15 protein-coding genes are annotated in these 15375 nt (G+C 72.0%); 5 read left to right on the top strand and 10 right to left on the bottom strand.

Annotated features, from left to right (window positions below; genetic code table 11):
* Positions 1 to 84 precede the first annotated feature (84 nt).
* A complete protein-coding gene (locus ACWCWD_RS09970) occupies positions 85 to 1227 on the bottom strand; it encodes an SDR family oxidoreductase (protein ID WP_450771629.1) in 1143 nt (380 codons plus the stop codon).
* Between the two features lie 192 nt (positions 1228 to 1419).
* Between ACWCWD_RS09970 and ACWCWD_RS09965 the strand changes: the two genes are divergently transcribed.
* Both ACWCWD_RS09965 and ACWCWD_RS09960 read left to right on the top strand, forming a co-directional pair.
* Entirely contained in the window at positions 1420 to 2895 is a 1476-nt protein-coding gene (locus ACWCWD_RS09965) for a zinc-dependent metalloprotease (protein WP_450771627.1), read from the top strand.
* A complete protein-coding gene (locus tag ACWCWD_RS09960; RefSeq protein ID WP_450771625.1) occupies positions 2892 to 3428 on the top strand; it encodes an NUDIX hydrolase in 537 nt (178 codons plus the stop codon). The genes ACWCWD_RS09965 and ACWCWD_RS09960 overlap by 4 nt, the downstream gene beginning before the upstream one ends.
* Before the next feature lie 87 nt (positions 3429 to 3515).
* Here the strand turns inward: ACWCWD_RS09960 and ACWCWD_RS09955 are convergent, their stop codons facing one another.
* From ACWCWD_RS09955 to ACWCWD_RS09940, 4 genes are all read right to left on the bottom strand, one after another.
* The gene (locus ACWCWD_RS09955) at positions 3516 to 4262 is read right to left on the bottom strand and encodes an AIM24 family protein (RefSeq protein WP_450771623.1); all 747 of its coding nucleotides are present in this window, start codon (positions 4260 to 4262) and stop codon (positions 3516 to 3518) included.
* Between the two features lie 19 nt (positions 4263 to 4281).
* Positions 4282 to 4962: an AIM24 family protein gene (locus ACWCWD_RS09950; RefSeq protein WP_450771621.1), complete on the bottom strand. Its 681-nt coding sequence runs from the start codon at positions 4960 to 4962 to the stop codon at positions 4282 to 4284.
* Positions 4963 to 4973: 11 nt separating this feature from the next.
* Complete coding sequence (locus tag ACWCWD_RS09945; RefSeq protein WP_450771619.1) at positions 4974 to 6590, bottom strand: TerD family protein; 1617 nt, start codon at positions 6588 to 6590, stop codon at positions 4974 to 4976.
* 107 nt (positions 6591 to 6697) lie between these two features.
* A complete protein-coding gene (locus tag ACWCWD_RS09940) occupies positions 6698 to 7318 on the bottom strand; it encodes a M48 metallopeptidase family protein (RefSeq protein ID WP_450771618.1) in 621 nt (206 codons plus the stop codon).
* Positions 7319 to 7544: 226 nt separating this feature from the next.
* Here ACWCWD_RS09940 and ACWCWD_RS09935 point away from each other — a divergent pair, with 226 nt between their 5' ends.
* Both ACWCWD_RS09935 and ACWCWD_RS09930 read left to right on the top strand, forming a co-directional pair.
* Positions 7545 to 8705: a ThiF family adenylyltransferase gene (locus ACWCWD_RS09935; protein ID WP_450771616.1), complete on the top strand. Its 1161-nt coding sequence runs from the start codon at positions 7545 to 7547 to the stop codon at positions 8703 to 8705.
* Positions 8706 to 8776: 71 nt separating this feature from the next.
* The gene (locus tag ACWCWD_RS09930; protein ID WP_450771614.1) at positions 8777 to 10321 is read left to right on the top strand and encodes an ABC1 kinase family protein; all 1545 of its coding nucleotides are present in this window, start codon (positions 8777 to 8779) and stop codon (positions 10319 to 10321) included.
* A gap of 208 nt (positions 10322 to 10529) precedes the next feature.
* On the opposite strand, the gene ACWCWD_RS09925 is transcribed toward ACWCWD_RS09930, so the two are convergent.
* From ACWCWD_RS09925 to ACWCWD_RS09905, 5 genes are all read right to left on the bottom strand, one after another.
* Positions 10530 to 10730, bottom strand: coding sequence for a hypothetical protein (locus ACWCWD_RS09925; RefSeq protein ID WP_450771612.1), 201 nt, complete (start codon positions 10728 to 10730; stop codon positions 10530 to 10532).
* 368 nt (positions 10731 to 11098) lie between these two features.
* Positions 11099 to 11422, bottom strand: coding sequence for a hypothetical protein (locus tag ACWCWD_RS09920; RefSeq protein ID WP_450771915.1), 324 nt, complete (start codon positions 11420 to 11422; stop codon positions 11099 to 11101).
* Between the two features lie 32 nt (positions 11423 to 11454).
* On the bottom strand, positions 11455 to 11823 hold the full coding sequence (locus ACWCWD_RS09915) for a WhiB family transcriptional regulator (RefSeq protein WP_450771610.1): 369 nt from the start codon (positions 11821 to 11823) through the stop codon (positions 11455 to 11457).
* A gap of 172 nt (positions 11824 to 11995) precedes the next feature.
* Positions 11996 to 12331: a hypothetical protein gene (locus tag ACWCWD_RS09910; protein ID WP_450771608.1), complete on the bottom strand. Its 336-nt coding sequence runs from the start codon at positions 12329 to 12331 to the stop codon at positions 11996 to 11998.
* 175 nt (positions 12332 to 12506) lie between these two features.
* A complete protein-coding gene (locus ACWCWD_RS09905; RefSeq protein ID WP_450771606.1) occupies positions 12507 to 14729 on the bottom strand; it encodes an ATP-dependent DNA helicase UvrD2 in 2223 nt (740 codons plus the stop codon).
* Positions 14730 to 15020: 291 nt separating this feature from the next.
* Here ACWCWD_RS09905 and ACWCWD_RS09900 point away from each other — a divergent pair, with 291 nt between their 5' ends.
* On the top strand, positions 15021 to 15278 hold the full coding sequence (locus tag ACWCWD_RS09900) for a glutaredoxin domain-containing protein (RefSeq protein ID WP_266708857.1): 258 nt from the start codon (positions 15021 to 15023) through the stop codon (positions 15276 to 15278).
* Positions 15279 to 15375: the final 97 nt, after the last annotated feature.

Genomic DNA, 15375 nt, shown 5'->3' with positions numbered 1-15375 from the left:
GTGCCGCACGCGGCGGCCGCGACGGAAACACGTGTTCTGCCGCGCGTTCCGTCGGGTACCGGGTCGCCTGCCCCGCGGCCGTCCTCAGATCCGGCGGCGGGCCTTGCGGGCGCGGCGGACCAGGGCGGCGGTGCCGAGCAGCGCGACCGTCGCCCCGGCGGCGCCCGCCGCGGTGGCGTCCTTGCGGCCGAGCCGGCGGCCGGCCAGGGTGTGGCGGCCCTCCACCTCTTCGAGGAGCGCGGCCAGCACGTCCTCGTTGGTCCAGCGGGGCCGCCAGCCGGCGTCGTGCAGCCGGCCCACGCTGACCACCCAGGGGTGCATCGTGTAGGCGAGGTCGCCGGCCGGAGAAGGGGTCAGCCCGATCCGGTGCAGCCGGGCCGCGGCGCCCAGCGCGACGGCGGAGGGCAGCTCCATCCGGCGTACCCCGCTGAGCTCCTCGACCTGCTCCTGCTCCAGCCATCCGTCGCAGCCGACGGCGAACTCGCCGTCGATCAATTCCAGCGCCGCGTACTCCAGGGCGCTGACCAGGTCCTCCACGTGGCAGAACTGCCAGGTGGGCCGCGATCCGGCCACCACCAGCAGCCGGGGCGACTCGAAGTAGCGGGTGAGCGCGGTGTCCGTACCGCCGACCAGGACGGCCGGGCGGACGACGGTGACGTTCAGGCCGGGGTGGGCGCGCGGGGCGCGGCGGCCCAGGCGTTCGATCTCCAGCAGGTCGCCGACGCCGGTGGCCTCCGCCGTGGCACGCAGTTCGGCGTCCTCGGAGAGCGGGATGTCGTTGTCGGGCAGGGCGCCGTAGACCATCGCGGAGGTGCAGAGCACGACCCGGTGGACGCCCACGGCCGCGGCGGCGGTCAGCACGGTCTGGGTGCCGCGCACGTTGTACGCCGTACGGGCCGCCGCGTCGGTCTCCAGGTCGAGGTCGACGGCGAGGTGCACCACGACGTCCGCGCCGCGCAGTTTCTCGGCGATGGCGGGGTCCCGCACGTCGAGGACGTGCCAGGTCACCCCGGGGACGTCCGCGCGCCGCTCGTCGATCGCGACGACCCGCCCGATCTCGTCCGACGCGGCGAGGTGCGCGGTCAGCAGCGCCCCCACTCCGGTCGCCGCGCCGGTGATCGCGACGACGGGGCCCCGCTTCCCGGAAATGTTTTTCTCGGGCTTCCTGCCGGTCGTGGGGTCGGTCAGGTTTCGCGCTCCGCGAACCTGAGGATCTGGGGAACTCACCAGGCGTCTCCAGCGGTTGTCTTCAGTACGTACCCGAGTGAGGCGTGCGTACCTGGTGGCGTCCATCCTGCCGCAGCCCGCGTCCCGGCGGAGCACTGAGCCCCTGAGCCGGAGCGGGTGTCTACGCTGGATGGTGACAAGCCGGGCATCGCCGCCGGTTCCAGCCGGCGGCCCTACGAGCCGAGGAAACCCGTGAGTGACACCCCATTCGGATTCGGCCTTCCGCCGGAGGAGCCGGAGAACGGCGACGGCAAGAAGAAGGACCCCATCGAAGGTGGGCAGGGTCAGAGCGGACCGGCGAACCCGTTCGGCTTCGGTCCCGGTGCCGCCGGGGACAACCCGTTCGCGGCCATGTTCGGTTCGATGAACCCGAACGACCTGGGCGCCGCCTTCCAGCAGCTCGGCCAGATGCTGAGCTACGAGGGCGGTCCGGTCAACTGGGACATGGCCAAGCAGATCGCCCGCCAGACGGTCTCGCAGGGCACCCAGGACGGCAGCAAGGACGCGAGCGTCGGTCCGGCCGAGCGCGCCGCCGTCGACGAGGCCCTGCGGCTGGCCGACCACTGGCTGGACGGCGTGACCTCGCTGCCCTCCGGCGCGGTCACCACCGTGGCCTGGAGCCGCGCGGAGTGGGTCGAGGCGTCCCTCCCGGCGTGGCAGCAGCTGGTCGACCCGGTCGCCGAGCGGGTCGGCATGGCCATGGGCAACGTGCTGCCCGAGGAGATGCAGGCGATGGCCGGCCCGCTGATCGGCATGATGCGGTCGATGGGCGGCGCCATGTTCGGCCAGCAGATCGGGCAGGCGGTGGGCGTCCTCGCGGGTGAGGTCGTCGGTTCCACGGACATCGGGCTGCCGCTCGGTCCGGCCGGCAAGGCCGCGCTGCTCCCGCTGAACGTCGAGCGCCTCGGCAAGGACCTGAGCGTCCCGCTGGAGGAGGTGCGGCTCTACCTCGCCCTGCGCGAGGCCGCCCACCAGCGTCTCTTCGCGCACGTCCCGTGGCTCCGCTCCCACCTGTACGGCGCCGTCGAGTCGTACGCGCGCGGCATCAAGGTCGACACCTCCAAGCTGGAGGACGTCGTCGGGCAGTTCGACCCCTCGGAGCCCCAGCAGCTCCAGGACGCCCTTCAGCAGGGCATGTTCCAGCCCGAGGACACCCCGGAGCAGAAGGCCTCGCTGGCCCGTCTGGAGACGGCGCTCGCGCTGGTCGAGGGCTGGGTCGACGCGGTGGTCCACGAGGCGGCCAAGCCGCGTCTGGGCTCGGCGGACGCCCTGCGCGAGACGATGCGCCGTCGCCGTGCGTCGGGCGGTCCCGCGGAGCAGACCTTCGCCACGCTCATCGGGCTGAAGCTGCGCCCGCGCCGGCTGCGGGACGCCTCGCGCCTGTGGGCCTCGCTCACCGACGCCCGGGGCATGGAGGGCCGTGACGGCCTCTGGGAGCACCCGGACATGCTGCCGACCGCCCAGGACCTGGACGACCCGGACGGCTTCGTCCACCACGAGCAGCTGGACTTCTCCGAGCTCGACAAGATGCTCGGCGAGGCCGCGAGCGGCGGCGCCTCGTCCAAGGACGCGGCGCCCGAGGACACGGCGGCCGAGGACACGTCTGCCGACGACGCCGAAGGCGACGGCCGGGACGGCTCGGACCCGAAGGGCGACACGGACCGGTGAGCCTGCACCACGACGCCTCCCTCGTGCTCCAGGCGTACGAGGGAGGCACGGACGCAGGTCAGGCGGAGCTCCGCCGGACCTACCTCGACCACCTGGACGCCCATCCCGACGGGATGTGGAAGGCGTGCGGGACGGGGCACCTGACCGCCAGCGCGCTGGTGCTGGACCCGGCGGCGGGCCGGGTGCTGCTCACCTTGCACAAGAAGCTCGGCATGTGGCTCCAGATGGGCGGCCACTGCGAGCCGGAGGACGCCACGCTCGCGGACGCCGCGCTGCGGGAGGCCACCGAGGAGTCCGGCATCGACGGCCTGGTGCTGCTGGCCGGCGGCCCGGTGCGCCTGGACCGGCATCCGATCCCGGCCCCCTGCCACTGGCACCTCGACGTCCAGTACGCCGCGCTGGCCCCGGCCGGTGCCACGCAGCGGATCAGCGAGGAGTCGCTGGACCTGCGCTGGTTCGCGTACGACGAGGTCGCCGGGGTGGCCGACACGTCGGTGGTCAAGCTGCTGGAGGCGGCCCGCGCCGCGCTCTGACCAGGGTCCCGGGTACGCCAACAGGGGCGGTCCCTCCGTCGTGGAGGAGCCGCCCCTGTGGCGTACCCGGCGTGTGGTCGCTGGTGATCAGTTCCAGGCGTTGTTCTGGTTCTGGTTCTGCGAGCCGACGCCGTACTGGCCGCGGATGCCCTGGCCGATCTGGGCGTTCTGCGGGGGCATGACCTCGCTGGGCTGGACCAGCGCGAAGCCCTCGCCGAGGAAGCTGAGCTCCCAGCCCTCGCCGGTGTTGCCCCGCCTGCGCATGACGCCCGAGGAGTGCGTCTGCGCCTGCATCTGGACCCGGAGCGAGCTGGACCAGGCGACGATGGCGTCCGCGTCGGCGTTGACATACTTGTCCGGCGTGACCTGGAGCATCAGCGGCTGGCCCGAGGTCATCAGCGCGATCTTGCCGGTGCCGGTGATGTTGAGCTGGTACTTGCCGGTGCCGGAGATGCCGTACTGGCTGTCCACGGCGATGACCTCGGTGTGCAGCGAGGAGTCGAGCGCCAGGACGTAGGCGCTGTCGACCGTCAGCCCCGCGTGGTCGACGTCGAGGACGTGGATGTACTGCGCGAGGTTGGCGAAGTACACGGTGCCCTGGCCGGTGCAGCGCATCAGGTCGAGACCCTCGCCCGTGCGGGCGCGGGCGTTGCGCTGCGAGCTCGACTGGTACTCGCCGTCGAACTCCATCAGCCCCTGGTAGGCGACCATGGCGCCCTTGCGGGCCAGCACGGCGTCGCTGCCCGTCAGGGAGACCCGCAGCAACTGCGGGTTCTGGATGGTGTACCGCTCCGAGGACTGCTGCTCGGTGTGGGCGAAAAGCGGACTCTGCATGGTGTGTCTCTCCCTCCCTTCAGGACCGGACGCGGAGGCGGTCGGTGCTGTCCTCGCTCGGCTGGACGACGACGATGCCCTGGCCCGAGAAGGCCATCTGGTACGCCTCGCCGCTGCCGCGCCCGATGAGCGCGCTCGCCTTGAAGCTCCGCTTGCCCTTGACCTTGAGATTCGGCGACCAGGCGACGAGCGCGTCCGGGTCGACGTACGTCTCGTCCTCGCCCCGCCCGCAGTCGACCACGATCGGGGTGCCCCGGGAGGTGATGGCCACCCATCCGGTGCCCTCCACGACCACGTTCCACAGGCCCTGGCCGGCGAACTTCGCCATCCCCTTGACCCGCTCCACGCCCCAGCCAAGGTGGGCGTCGAAGGCGAGGAGGTTGGTGCCGTTGACCGAGATCGACTCGTTGTTGAGGTTGATGACGACCACGTCGGCGCCGTAGTCGGCGAGGTAGAGCAGCCCGTCGCCGGAGCACTTCATGACGGGGGTGCCCTCGCCGGTGACCCACTGGGAGGCGATCTGCCGGACGGCGGGCGGGTTGGGTTCGTACTGGATGAAGCCTTCGTAGGCCACCATCGAACCCGTACGGGCGTAGAGGTCCTGGCCGGTGGCCATGGCCACCTTGAGCATCGAGTGGCCGTGGTTCTCCATCCGCGCGGTGACGGGGGTCGGGGCGTAGCCCGCGAGTTGCTGGTTCATGGCAGGCTCCCTCAGACCTCGTAGGGCTGGACGACGATGAAGTTGCCGGGGGCTCCCCGGAACTGGAGGTTCACGGTCTCCCCGCTGTGGCCGGGGTACGCGTTGCGGCGCAGCCGGACCTGGCTGGAGATGATGACCTGGGCGGCCGACGACCAGGCGACGACGGCGTTGCAGTCGGCGAAGGTGGTCGGCGTGACCGGCAGGACGACCGGCGTGCCGTGGGTCTTGACGACCACCGTGCCGGTGCCCTGGAACTGCATGGTGAACAGGGCTCCGCCGGGGATGCCGTGTCCCTCCACCCTGCGGACCTCGTAACTGAGCGACTCGTCGAAGGCTAGGACGTTCTCCGCGGAGACGCAGATGCCGTCGCCCTGGAGTTCGATGGGGTGCAGGTGGGCGCCCTCCTCGGCGAGGAAGACCTGCCCGCGGCCCGTACAGCGCATGAGCTGCATCTCCTGGCCGGTGGCGTTGCCGACCACCCGGCCGGTGAATCCGGCGCCCTTGTACCCGAAGTCGACCTTGCCCTGGTACATCACCATGCTGCCCTGACGGGCCAGCACGGGGTTGCCGCCGAGGGTGAGATCGACCCGCATGAGCTGCTGGTTCTGCGGGGTCCAGCGCTGACCGGTCGGCTTCTCCTTGTACGGCTGGAGGGCCGCCACCAGTCCGGCTCCGGTCGCCGGCGCACCCTGGGGTACGCCCTGCGGGAGGCCGCCGGGGGGCTGCTGGCCGAACGGCACCTGCGGCTGCTGGCCGAACTGCGGCTGCCCGTACGCCTGCGGGGGCTGCTGGCCGAACGGCTGGGCCGGGGCCTGCTGGCCGAACTGTGGCGCGGCCTGTCCGGGGACCTGCCCGAACTGCGGCTGCTGCGGCGGCTGGCCGTACGGGGCGGGGGCCTGCGGTGCGACGGGAGCGGTGACCGTGGGCGCCTGGTGCATCGGCTGGACCGGCTGGACCGGGGCGGGGGCCGGGGCTCCGAACGACGGTGCGGGCTGCGGTGCGTGGGGGGCGGCGGGCGCGCCGAAGGCCGGGGGCGCGGACGCCTGGGCCGGCGGGGCGAAGGAGGGCGCGGCCTGCTGCGGGGCGGCCGGCGCCTCCTCTTCGGCGACCTCGCCGCCGAAGTTGCGCAGGAGCGCGTCGAGTCCGCCGTCGAATCCCTGGCCGACCGCGGCGAACCGCCAGACGTCCTTCAGGTAGAAGTCCCCGAGCATGACCGCGCGTTCGGTGGTGAATTCGGAGCCGGTGAAGGCGTACCTCACCACTTCTTCGCCGCCCGCGACGATCCGGATGTATCCGGGCCCGACCTGTGACATCTGGCCGGCGCCGTCCACGGTCGCGGTGAACGACAACTTGTGGATGTTGGCCGGAATACGATCCAACGTCACCCGGAACGACTCGGTGTCACCGGACTGCGCGCCGAGCAGCTGAATGGACTCCTCGGGTGATTTCGGCTGATTGAAGAAGATGAAATACCGGTCGTCCGACAGCTGTTCATCGGCGTCGAGGCCGAAGCAGCTGATGTCGAAGGTCAGTCCGGGGCCTGCGATCTGCACACCTACGTACAGATCCGTCCCAGCCGTGAGATCGCTGATCTTGGCCTTGTGGCCGCGTTGGAATTCCCTGGCCATGCGTAACGACCGTCCCCCATCCCGAATGTGAATGCGTCGCGTCAGGCTATCCGCAAACTACGACATTGAGCCAAGTCGGTACACACTCGGTACAGAGCCACCGGTCGTCACTCCTCCCGCGCGGTGGGCAGATGCGGCAACCGGCCCGCGGCCACCACGCCTTCGAGGTACCCCCGGGCCCGCTCGGTACGCGGGTACGCCTCCAGCAGACGCCAGAAGTCGGGCCCGTGGCCGGGTACGAGCAGGTGGGCGAGTTCGTGGACGAGCACGTAGTCGACGACGTACTCGGGCATCCCCTGCAGCCGGTGCGAGAGGCGGATACTGCCCTCGGCCGGTGTGCAGGAGCCCCAGCGGGTGTTCTGGTTGGTGACCCAGCGCACCGAAGCGGGCCGGGCCCGGCCGTCGAGGTACTGGGCGGACAGGCTCGCCGCACGCTCGACGAGCGCGCCGTCGCCGAGCACCCGCCGGCTCTCCTGGGCCGCCAGCTTGTCGAGCATCACCCCGACCCAGCGGCGCTCCTCGGCCTCCGACATCCGGGCGGGGATCAGCACGATGGTGCGATCGCCCTCGCGGTAGGCGGAGACCGTCCTGCGGCGCCGGTCGCTCCTGCGTACCTCCACCGGGCTCGTCGCGGCGGGACGGACCGGGCGGGTGGCACCGCGCTGCAGGGCAGTGGCGGAGCGCGCGGGAATCTCCCCGGCGAGGCCGGGTGACGGGTCGGCGGGCACGCCTCGACGTTACCCGCTGTTGCTGGCGGAAGTCCCGCCTCCCCAGCGGTTCCTCATCGATCCCCCCAGGAAGCACACCATTTGAACGACTAATTCCATCCCCTGTGGATAACTTTCGGCGGGTTTCGGGCTCCGACGGCATTCTGTGAGCGGGGAGAGGGACGGAGAAGACCGGCCCGACGATCCCGGGTTGCGGAGTGCGACCGGACCGTAAAGGGAGAAAGAGATGCATCCGATGCTGAAGCCCGCGCTGCGCCGCGCTTGGCGTGGACGGAGCACCGTGCAATTCGGGGTCACGCCCGCGCATGCCGTCACCTTCGGGCCTCTGGATATCGCCACGGGGAGTTTCCTGGAGCTTCTCGATGGCACCCGGGGGCTGCCCCTGCTGAAGGAGGAGGCCCGCTCCCTGGACCTGGCGGAGCGCCATGTGGACGTGCTCGTCGAGCGGCTCGCGGACGCCGGGCTCCTGGACGATCCGCACGCGGGCGGCCCGCAGGCCGCGGCCTTACGCCGCCGGGCCGATGTGCTGGACCGGCAGCGCCCGGACGTCGCCTCGCTCTCCGTGGTGCATCCCGAACCGGGGAGCGCGGTCCGTCGGCTCGCCGCGCGGCGGGCGATGCGCGTGCAGGTCCGGGGCGCGGGGCGGGTCGGAGCGGCCGTCGCGGCTCTGCTCTCGGGGTCGGGGGTGGGCCGGGTGGACGTGCTGGACGGTGGCCTGACGGAGCCCTGGGACGTGGCACCGGGGGGCCTCCCGCCCTCGGCCGTCGGAGAGCGCCGGGACGCCTCGGCCCGCCGGCTGGTGCGCCGGTCGGCCGCCGGGGCTCCACCGCGCGCGACGGAGACGGGCGCGGGTGCGGGGGCAGGTGCAGGGGCGGAGAGCGGCGGCCCCGGCCTCTCCCTGGTCGTGGTCGCCCCGCGCGACGGCCTCGCGGTGTACGCCCCCGACCCGGGGACCGCCGAGCCGTGGATCTCCTCGGGCACCCCCCACCTGTACGCCGGGGTGATCGAGGCCACCGGGGTGGTCGGCCCGCTGGTGCTGCCCGGCGGCACGGGGTGCGCGGGCTGCCTGGGGCTGCACCGGGCGGACCAGGACGCCCAGTGGCCGCGCATGGTGGCTCAGTGGCGGACCGGGCGCAGGGGGGCGGTTCCGGCGTGCGACCTCGCGCTGTCGGCGGCGGTGGCCGGGCTCGCCGCTGCGCACGCCCTCTCCTTCCTGGACGGCGAGCTGCCGGCGACCACGGGTGCCCGCTGGGAAGCCGCCCTGCCCCTCCTGGAGTGGCGCAGCGAACGGATCGCGCCACACCAGGCGTGTGTGTGCGGCGCCGCTCGCACCACCGGGGCGCTTTCCCCCGCCTCGGGCCCGGCTCACGACACAATGGCCGGGTGACCGCCGTGACCGCCGTCGTCGGATCGACGCGAGGGCGCCCCGGCACGGCAGTTCGCGAACTGGAGGAGCACATGTCTGATCTTCCCCGCAAGGCGGTCACCCGCACCGCGAAACTGGCCGCGCTGCCGCTCGGCTTCGCCGGCCGTGCCACGTGGGGCCTGGGCAAGCGGATCGGCGGCAGACCGGCCGAGCTGGTGGCCCGGGAGGTGCAGCAGCGCACGGCGGACCAGCTGTTCAAGACCCTGGGCGAGCTGAAGGGCGGCGCCATGAAACTCGGGCAGGCGCTCTCCGTGTTCGAGTCCGCCCTGCCGGAGGAGGTGGCCGGACCGTACCGGGCGGCGCTGACGAAGCTCCAGGAAGCCGCTCCCCCGATGCCGGTGCGCACGGTCCACGGGGTGCTCGCGGAGCGGCTCGGCGAGGACTGGCGCGACCTCTTCCTCTCGTTCGACGACCAGCCCGCCGCCGCGGCCTCCATCGGTCAGGTGCACCGGGCGGTCTGGAGCGACGGGCGCGAGGTCGCCGTGAAGGTGCAGTATCCGGGCGCCGGGGAGGCGCTGCTGTCGGATCTCACCCAGCTCAGCAGGTTCGCGCGGCTTCTCGGGCCGCTGATCCCCGGCATGGACATCAAGCCGTTGATCAAGGAAATGCGCGACCGGGTGTCGGAGGAGCTGGACTACGCCCTGGAGGCGCGGGCCCAGGAAGAACACGCGGCCGAGTTCGCGGACGACCCCGACGTGGTGGTGCCGGGGGTGGTGTTCCGGTCGGACCAGGTGCTCGTGACGGAGTGGATGGACGGCGTCCCGCTGTCCGAGGTGATCGAGCGGGGGACGCCGGAGCAGCGCGACCGGGCGGGCCAGTTGCTCGCGCGCTTCCTCTTCTCCGGACCGGCCCGGACCGGCCTGCTCCACGCCGACCCGCACCCGGGGAACTTCCGCCTCCTGCCGCCCGCCGGGGAGGAGCCGCCCGCAGCCACGTCGCCGGAGGACTCCGCGCAGGAGGCGCCGGCGTCGGAGGGGCCGCGGTCGGAGGACTCACCCGGCTGCGGCGGGGCGCGGGAGTGGCGGCTCGGAGTGCTGGACTTCGGCACCGTCGACCGGTTGCCGGGCGGGCTGCCCGAGATCATCGGTGAGGCCCTGCGGATGACGCTGCTGGGCGAGGCGGAGGAGGTGTACGCGCTGCTGCGGCGGGCGGGTTTTGTACCGGAGTCGGTGGACCTGGACCCCGACGCGGTCCTGGACTATCTGCTCCCCGTGATCGAACCGGCGCAGTTGGAGGCGTTCACCTTCAGCCGGGGGTGGCTGCGTACGCAGGCGGCCCGGATCGCCGATCCCCGCTCCCCCGCGCACCGGCTCGGGAGGCAGTTGAACCTTCCGCCGGCCTATCTCCTCATACACCGGGTGACGCTGAGCACGATCGGTGTGCTGTGCCAGCTCGGCGCGACGGTACGGCTGCGGGACGAGCTCGATGCGTGGCTTCCCGGCTTCACCGGCCCGGTCGGCCCGGGTGACCCGGTCGGCCCGGGTGATCCGGGTGCTCTGGAGGGTCCGGGTGCTCTGGACGGTCCGGGTGGTTCCGGTGGTTCCGGACAGAAGGAGCTGGCAGCCGAGGAGGTGTAGGAGCCCGAGCGGCGCAGCTGCGGGCGCGGAAAGCCCCTTCACCCTTCTGTCGGGGGCGCGACCACGAATGCCGGGGGCACCAGGGGCCGGGCCCGGCCCGAGCCGCCCGGCCGCTCGGGGCCCGGGAGGCTCGGCGGCCCGGGCGGCGCGGTGGCTCGGGCGGCTCACCAGGGCTCGGGGTCGGTGGCTCGGGCGCGGTGGCTCGGGCTCACCAGGAGGCGGGGTCGAGCCGGCTTTCGATGGCCCGGATGTGGGTACGGGCGCAGTTCTCGCAGAAATACCGGCGCACACCCTGCTCCACCGCACACATCCAGGTGGGTGGTGCGCTCGTTCCGGCGGTGGTGCCGCACCGCGCGCAGTGCGTTGGGGCGGCTTCCGGCAGCGGGGGGTAATACGTCTCCTCGTCCACGCCGTGACGATAACTCCGCAGCTGACGGGCGGCGCGGCGGAACGCACGGCAGGAAACGAGACCGGGGCCCGCCCGACACATGGACGAAACCCCACGCCCTGCTCACCTCCGGGGCTTCTCCGCGCTCCTGTGCGCCCCTCTCTTCTGCGGCGCACTCGTCGCTAACGCGGCTCACTCGTCCGCTCTCCGGCTCACTCGTCCGCGTACGGACGACCCCGCCCGCCGGGGCCGGCCCTGTTCGGCGGGCCCTGGCGGGCGGGGTGGTGACTCCTGCGCGGAGTGGTGCGTACGTGCGGTGGCTCGTGCGTGGGGCACTCCGCTCCGGGGAGCGTGTGGCTCCTGCCGCATGCCCTACTGCATGACCGCCATTACTGCATGACCGCCATGGCGAGCGCGCGGCGGGCGCGCAGCGACGCACGCTCGGCCTTGCGCTGCATCCGCCGGGCGTAAACCAGGCGGACGGCCCGGCGTTCCGCCTCGGCGACGGCCAGGCGGTCGTGCATATGCGCACGAGCCATGGCTTCTGGGATGAGTTGCATCTCGCGGTTCCTGTTCTGACGCGAGTCGTTCGCGCCGGAGGTGGTGACATCGGGGGTGGCAGAGCCGACGGGCTCCTTCGTGGGGGTGGTCATGGGTGCCTGATTTCGCGGGTCATGTGTGTGGGGGCGGTCGATGGTGCCGACCAGGTGCAGTACTGCGGGAGACATCGCTCCCAGGTCGGCGGTCACGCCGCGACCGGGTTCTTGCGCGGACGGCCCCGGGGGCGCTTCCGGGCGACGACGACGCCCTGGACGAAGAGCTCGCCGCCCCAGACGCCCCAAGGCTCGCGGCGGTCCTGGGCGCCGGCGAGGCATGCCTCGACGAGCGGGCAGGTCCGGCAGAGGGACTTGGCGTACTCGACGTCGGCCGGCGACTCGGCGAAGAAGACCTCGGGGTCGTAGGAGCGGCAGGGCACCGGGGTGCCGAGATTCTCGATGGCGTCGTCGAGAGCGGTGAGGGTGGAGAGGGGGAACAAGGTGGGGTCCTCCGTGGAACCGGGCGGGGCGATCATGTCGGAAGGCGGTACGGACGGGGCGTGCGCTTCGAGTTGCACGGTGAGTGGTGTCCTCGTCTGGTCGTTCCGGCTGTTGGCCGGTTGTCGGCTGGTACCAGGTACTGCTTGTCCCGAGGCTCCTTCGTTCCGTCTCATCCGTTCGGACAAAACAAAAGGGCCGCGGATCCCGAGTGGGGTTCCGCGGCCCTGAAGGTGCCGACCTGATGCTGGATCAGGCTGGATCGCTCCAGGGTTCAGGCCCACGGAAGGCCCACATCGTGTGGTGGTGCGTCATCTGGTTCTTGCTGGCGAATCCGGCACCGGCTGCCGCAAAGGCATAGGCCTGAGCCGTTTCCGCCTTCGCTCCTGCTGCCGCCGATGCCTGCACCGGTCGCTCATTGCGCTCCCGGACTACGGGCAGGGACGCCAGAGGCAGCGGACGCACGGCGGAAATACCGGACAGACCGGTGCTGTTGAGCGAGACATCCGAGGAGCCGAGGAGGCCGAGCGAGCATGCGGAGACGACGGGGCGATCGGTCATTTTGATGGTCTTGATGATGCTGATCACTGGAATCGCCTCCTCTCGGCGTCTCGGGGGACCGGTCGGGCCGGTCCTGCGTATTCGGATGGGTACAGCCAAGTACAGCACGGAAGGCGGGCTTCGGAGAAGCCGTTGTTTCCGTGGTTAAGAACCTATGGTGACGACTGGTGCGGGCGCAAACTATTTTTCCGACGAGTTTTCCTCACTCCTCGCCGGCACCCTCCCGATCTTCCTCATCCACGTCTTCACCTGCGCAGATGGCCAGTACGTCGCTCCCGAAGCGGCTCATCTTGCGGTTGCCGACGCCCGCGATGACGACGAGCTCGCGTTCGCTGCCGGGGACGGCCTCCGCGATGGCCATCAGGGTCTTGTCGGTGAACACGCACCAGGCGGGCTGGGAGAGTTCCCCGGCGCGGGCGGCCCGCCAGGTGTGGAGCCTCTCGTAGAGCGCCTCGTCCATGTCCGAGGGGCAGTCCTCGCAGCGCATCAGCTTCATCTCGCCTGCCTCGGTCAGGGTCCGGCCGCAGACCCGGCACCGCACCGGGCCCCACTTCTTGCGCTGGACGGTGCCCTCGGCGCGGGCGGCCGTGGTGGCGGTCCCCGTGCGCGTACCGCGATCGATGCCTCCGCCGCCGCCGGCGCCGCCCCGGGCGCCCCCGGAGCCGGTGCGGAGTCCGTTGAGGAACCGGGTGGGCCGACGGCCGGCCCGGCCTCCCGGGGAACGCGACACCGCCCAGGAGAGCGCGAGGTGGAAGCGGGCCCGGGTGATCCCGACGTAGAGGAGGCGGCGCTCCTCCTCGACCTGCTCGTCGGTCTTGGCGTAGGCGATCGGCATCATGCCCTCGGTCAGCCCGACCAGGAACACCGCGTCCCACTCCAGGCCCTTGGCCGCGTGCAGCGATGCCAGGGTGACGCCCTGCACGGTCGGCGCGTGCTGGGCGGCGGCACGCTCGGCGAGTTCCCGGACGAGATCGGCGAGCGTCGCGTCGGGCTTCGCGCGTTCGAAGTCCTCGGCCAGCCGGACCAGTGCGGCCAGCGACTCCCAGCGGTCGCGCACCGCCCCCGAACCCGCGGGCGGGCGGTGCGTCCAGCCCTGGGTGGAGAGCACGGCCCGCACCTGCGAGGGCAGGCCCTCGGCGCCGTCGAGCAGGGCGTCGTTCCCCCCGGCGCGGGCGGCGCCCCTCAGGGCGACCTCCGCCTCCCGGACCTCCCGGCGTTCGAAGAACCGCTCGGCGCCGCGCAGCTGGTAGGGCACCCCGGCGTCGGCGAGCGCCTGTTCGTAGACCTCGGACTGGGAGTTCACCCGGTAGAGGACGGCGATCTCTCCCGCCGGGACGCCCGCGGCGATGAGGTCGCGGATGCGGCGGGCGGTGCCCTCCGCCTCGGCCGGCTCGTCCGCGTACTCCGTGTAGACCGGCTCCGGGCCCTTGTCGCGCTGGGAGACGAGTTCGAGGCGGTGCTCGGCGGCCCGTCCGCTCGCCTGGCTCAGCAGCCCGTTGGCGAGGTGGACGACCTGGGGGGTGGAGCGGTAGTCCCGGACCAGTTTGATCACGGTGGCGTTCGGGTGGGCGGTGCGGAAGTTCAGCAGGTGGTCGGGGGTGGCGCCGGTGAAGGAGTAGATCGTCTGGCTGGCGTCGCCCACGACGCAGAGGTTGTCCCGGCCGCCCACCCAGAGGTCGAGCAGCCGCTGCTGGAGCGGGCTGACGTCCTGGTACTCGTCGACCACGAAGTGCTGGTACTGGGCGCGGACGTGGTCGGCGATGTCCCGGCGGTCCTGGAGGATCGCGACGGTGAGCAGCAGCACGTCCTCGAAGTCGATCACCGACCGGTCGCGCTTCAGCTGTTCGTACATCGCGTAGATCTTGGCGAGCTCCGCCGGGTCGCGGGGGGCGTCGCGGAGGCTCTTGGCGACGGCCGCCGGGTAGTCCGCCGGGACGGTCTGGGTGACCTTGGACCACTCGATCTCGCTCGTGGCGTCACGGAGCTCGTTGCGGTCGAGGCGGACCTCGCAGCGGGCCGCCGCCTCGGCGACCAGCTGCACCTTGCGCTCCAGCAGCCGGGGCAGCTCGCCACCGACTGCTTTCGGCCAGAAGTACTGGAGCTGGCGCAGCGCGGCGGAGTGGAACGTACGCGCCTGCACCCCGGAAGCGCCGAGCTGGCGGAGGCGTCCGCGCATCTCCCCGGCGGCACGGTTGGTGAACGTGACGGCCAGCACGGTCGAGGGCTGGAGGATCCCGGCCCGGACGCCGTACGCGATGCGGTGGGTGATCGCGCGGGTCTTGCCGGTCCCCGCTCCGGCCAGCACGCACACCGGCCCGTGCAGGGCGAGGGCGACCTCGCGCTGCTCGGGATCGAGCCCGTCCAGGACCGCGTCCGGGGACTCGGGTACCTGGGGGAAGAGGGTGGAGTGCGTTGCTGCTGTCACCCTGCCATGCTGCCAGGTCGCCGGAGGGCACCGGAATTGTTGTCCACAGGGGTGACCCATCAGTCATACCGGAGCGGCGTCCCGGGACGGACGTCAGCGAGCCCGGGACGGACGGCCAGGGACGGAGCCCGGGAATGGTGGCAGGGGTGCGAGCGTTGTGCCAGCGGGTCCCGCGTTCGCCGTCCCGTCACGGGTGCGGCGTGCGGAGACCCGGACACCGCACCTTTTCGGCCTTTTCCGGCTTCGGGCGTGCGGCGAAACGGACGAGACGACCAGAGGAGCACCAGCGACATGCCGGGCACTGTGACGATGTACAGCACCACGTGGTGCGGCTACTGCCGCCGCCTCAAGGGCCAGATGGACCGCGAGGGCATCGGGTACACCGAGATCAACATCGAGCTGGACCCGGAGTCGGCCGCCTTCGTCGAGAAGGCGAACGGCGGAAACCAGACGGTTCCCACCGTCCGGATCGTTCCGGCGCAGGGCGGCTCCGAGGTCGTCATGACCAACCCGAGCCTGGCCCAGGTCAAGCAGGCGCTCGGCGCCTGACCGCCACGCTCCGCCCGCCGTACGCCCCACGCCGTACGCGACGCACGAGGCCCCCGCCGGTGAAGAACCCGGCGGGGGCCTCGTGCGTTCGCCGCGA

The organism is Streptomyces sp. NPDC001493 (assembly GCF_053597235.1).
This window is presented reverse-complemented; position numbering and strand designations above follow the sequence as displayed.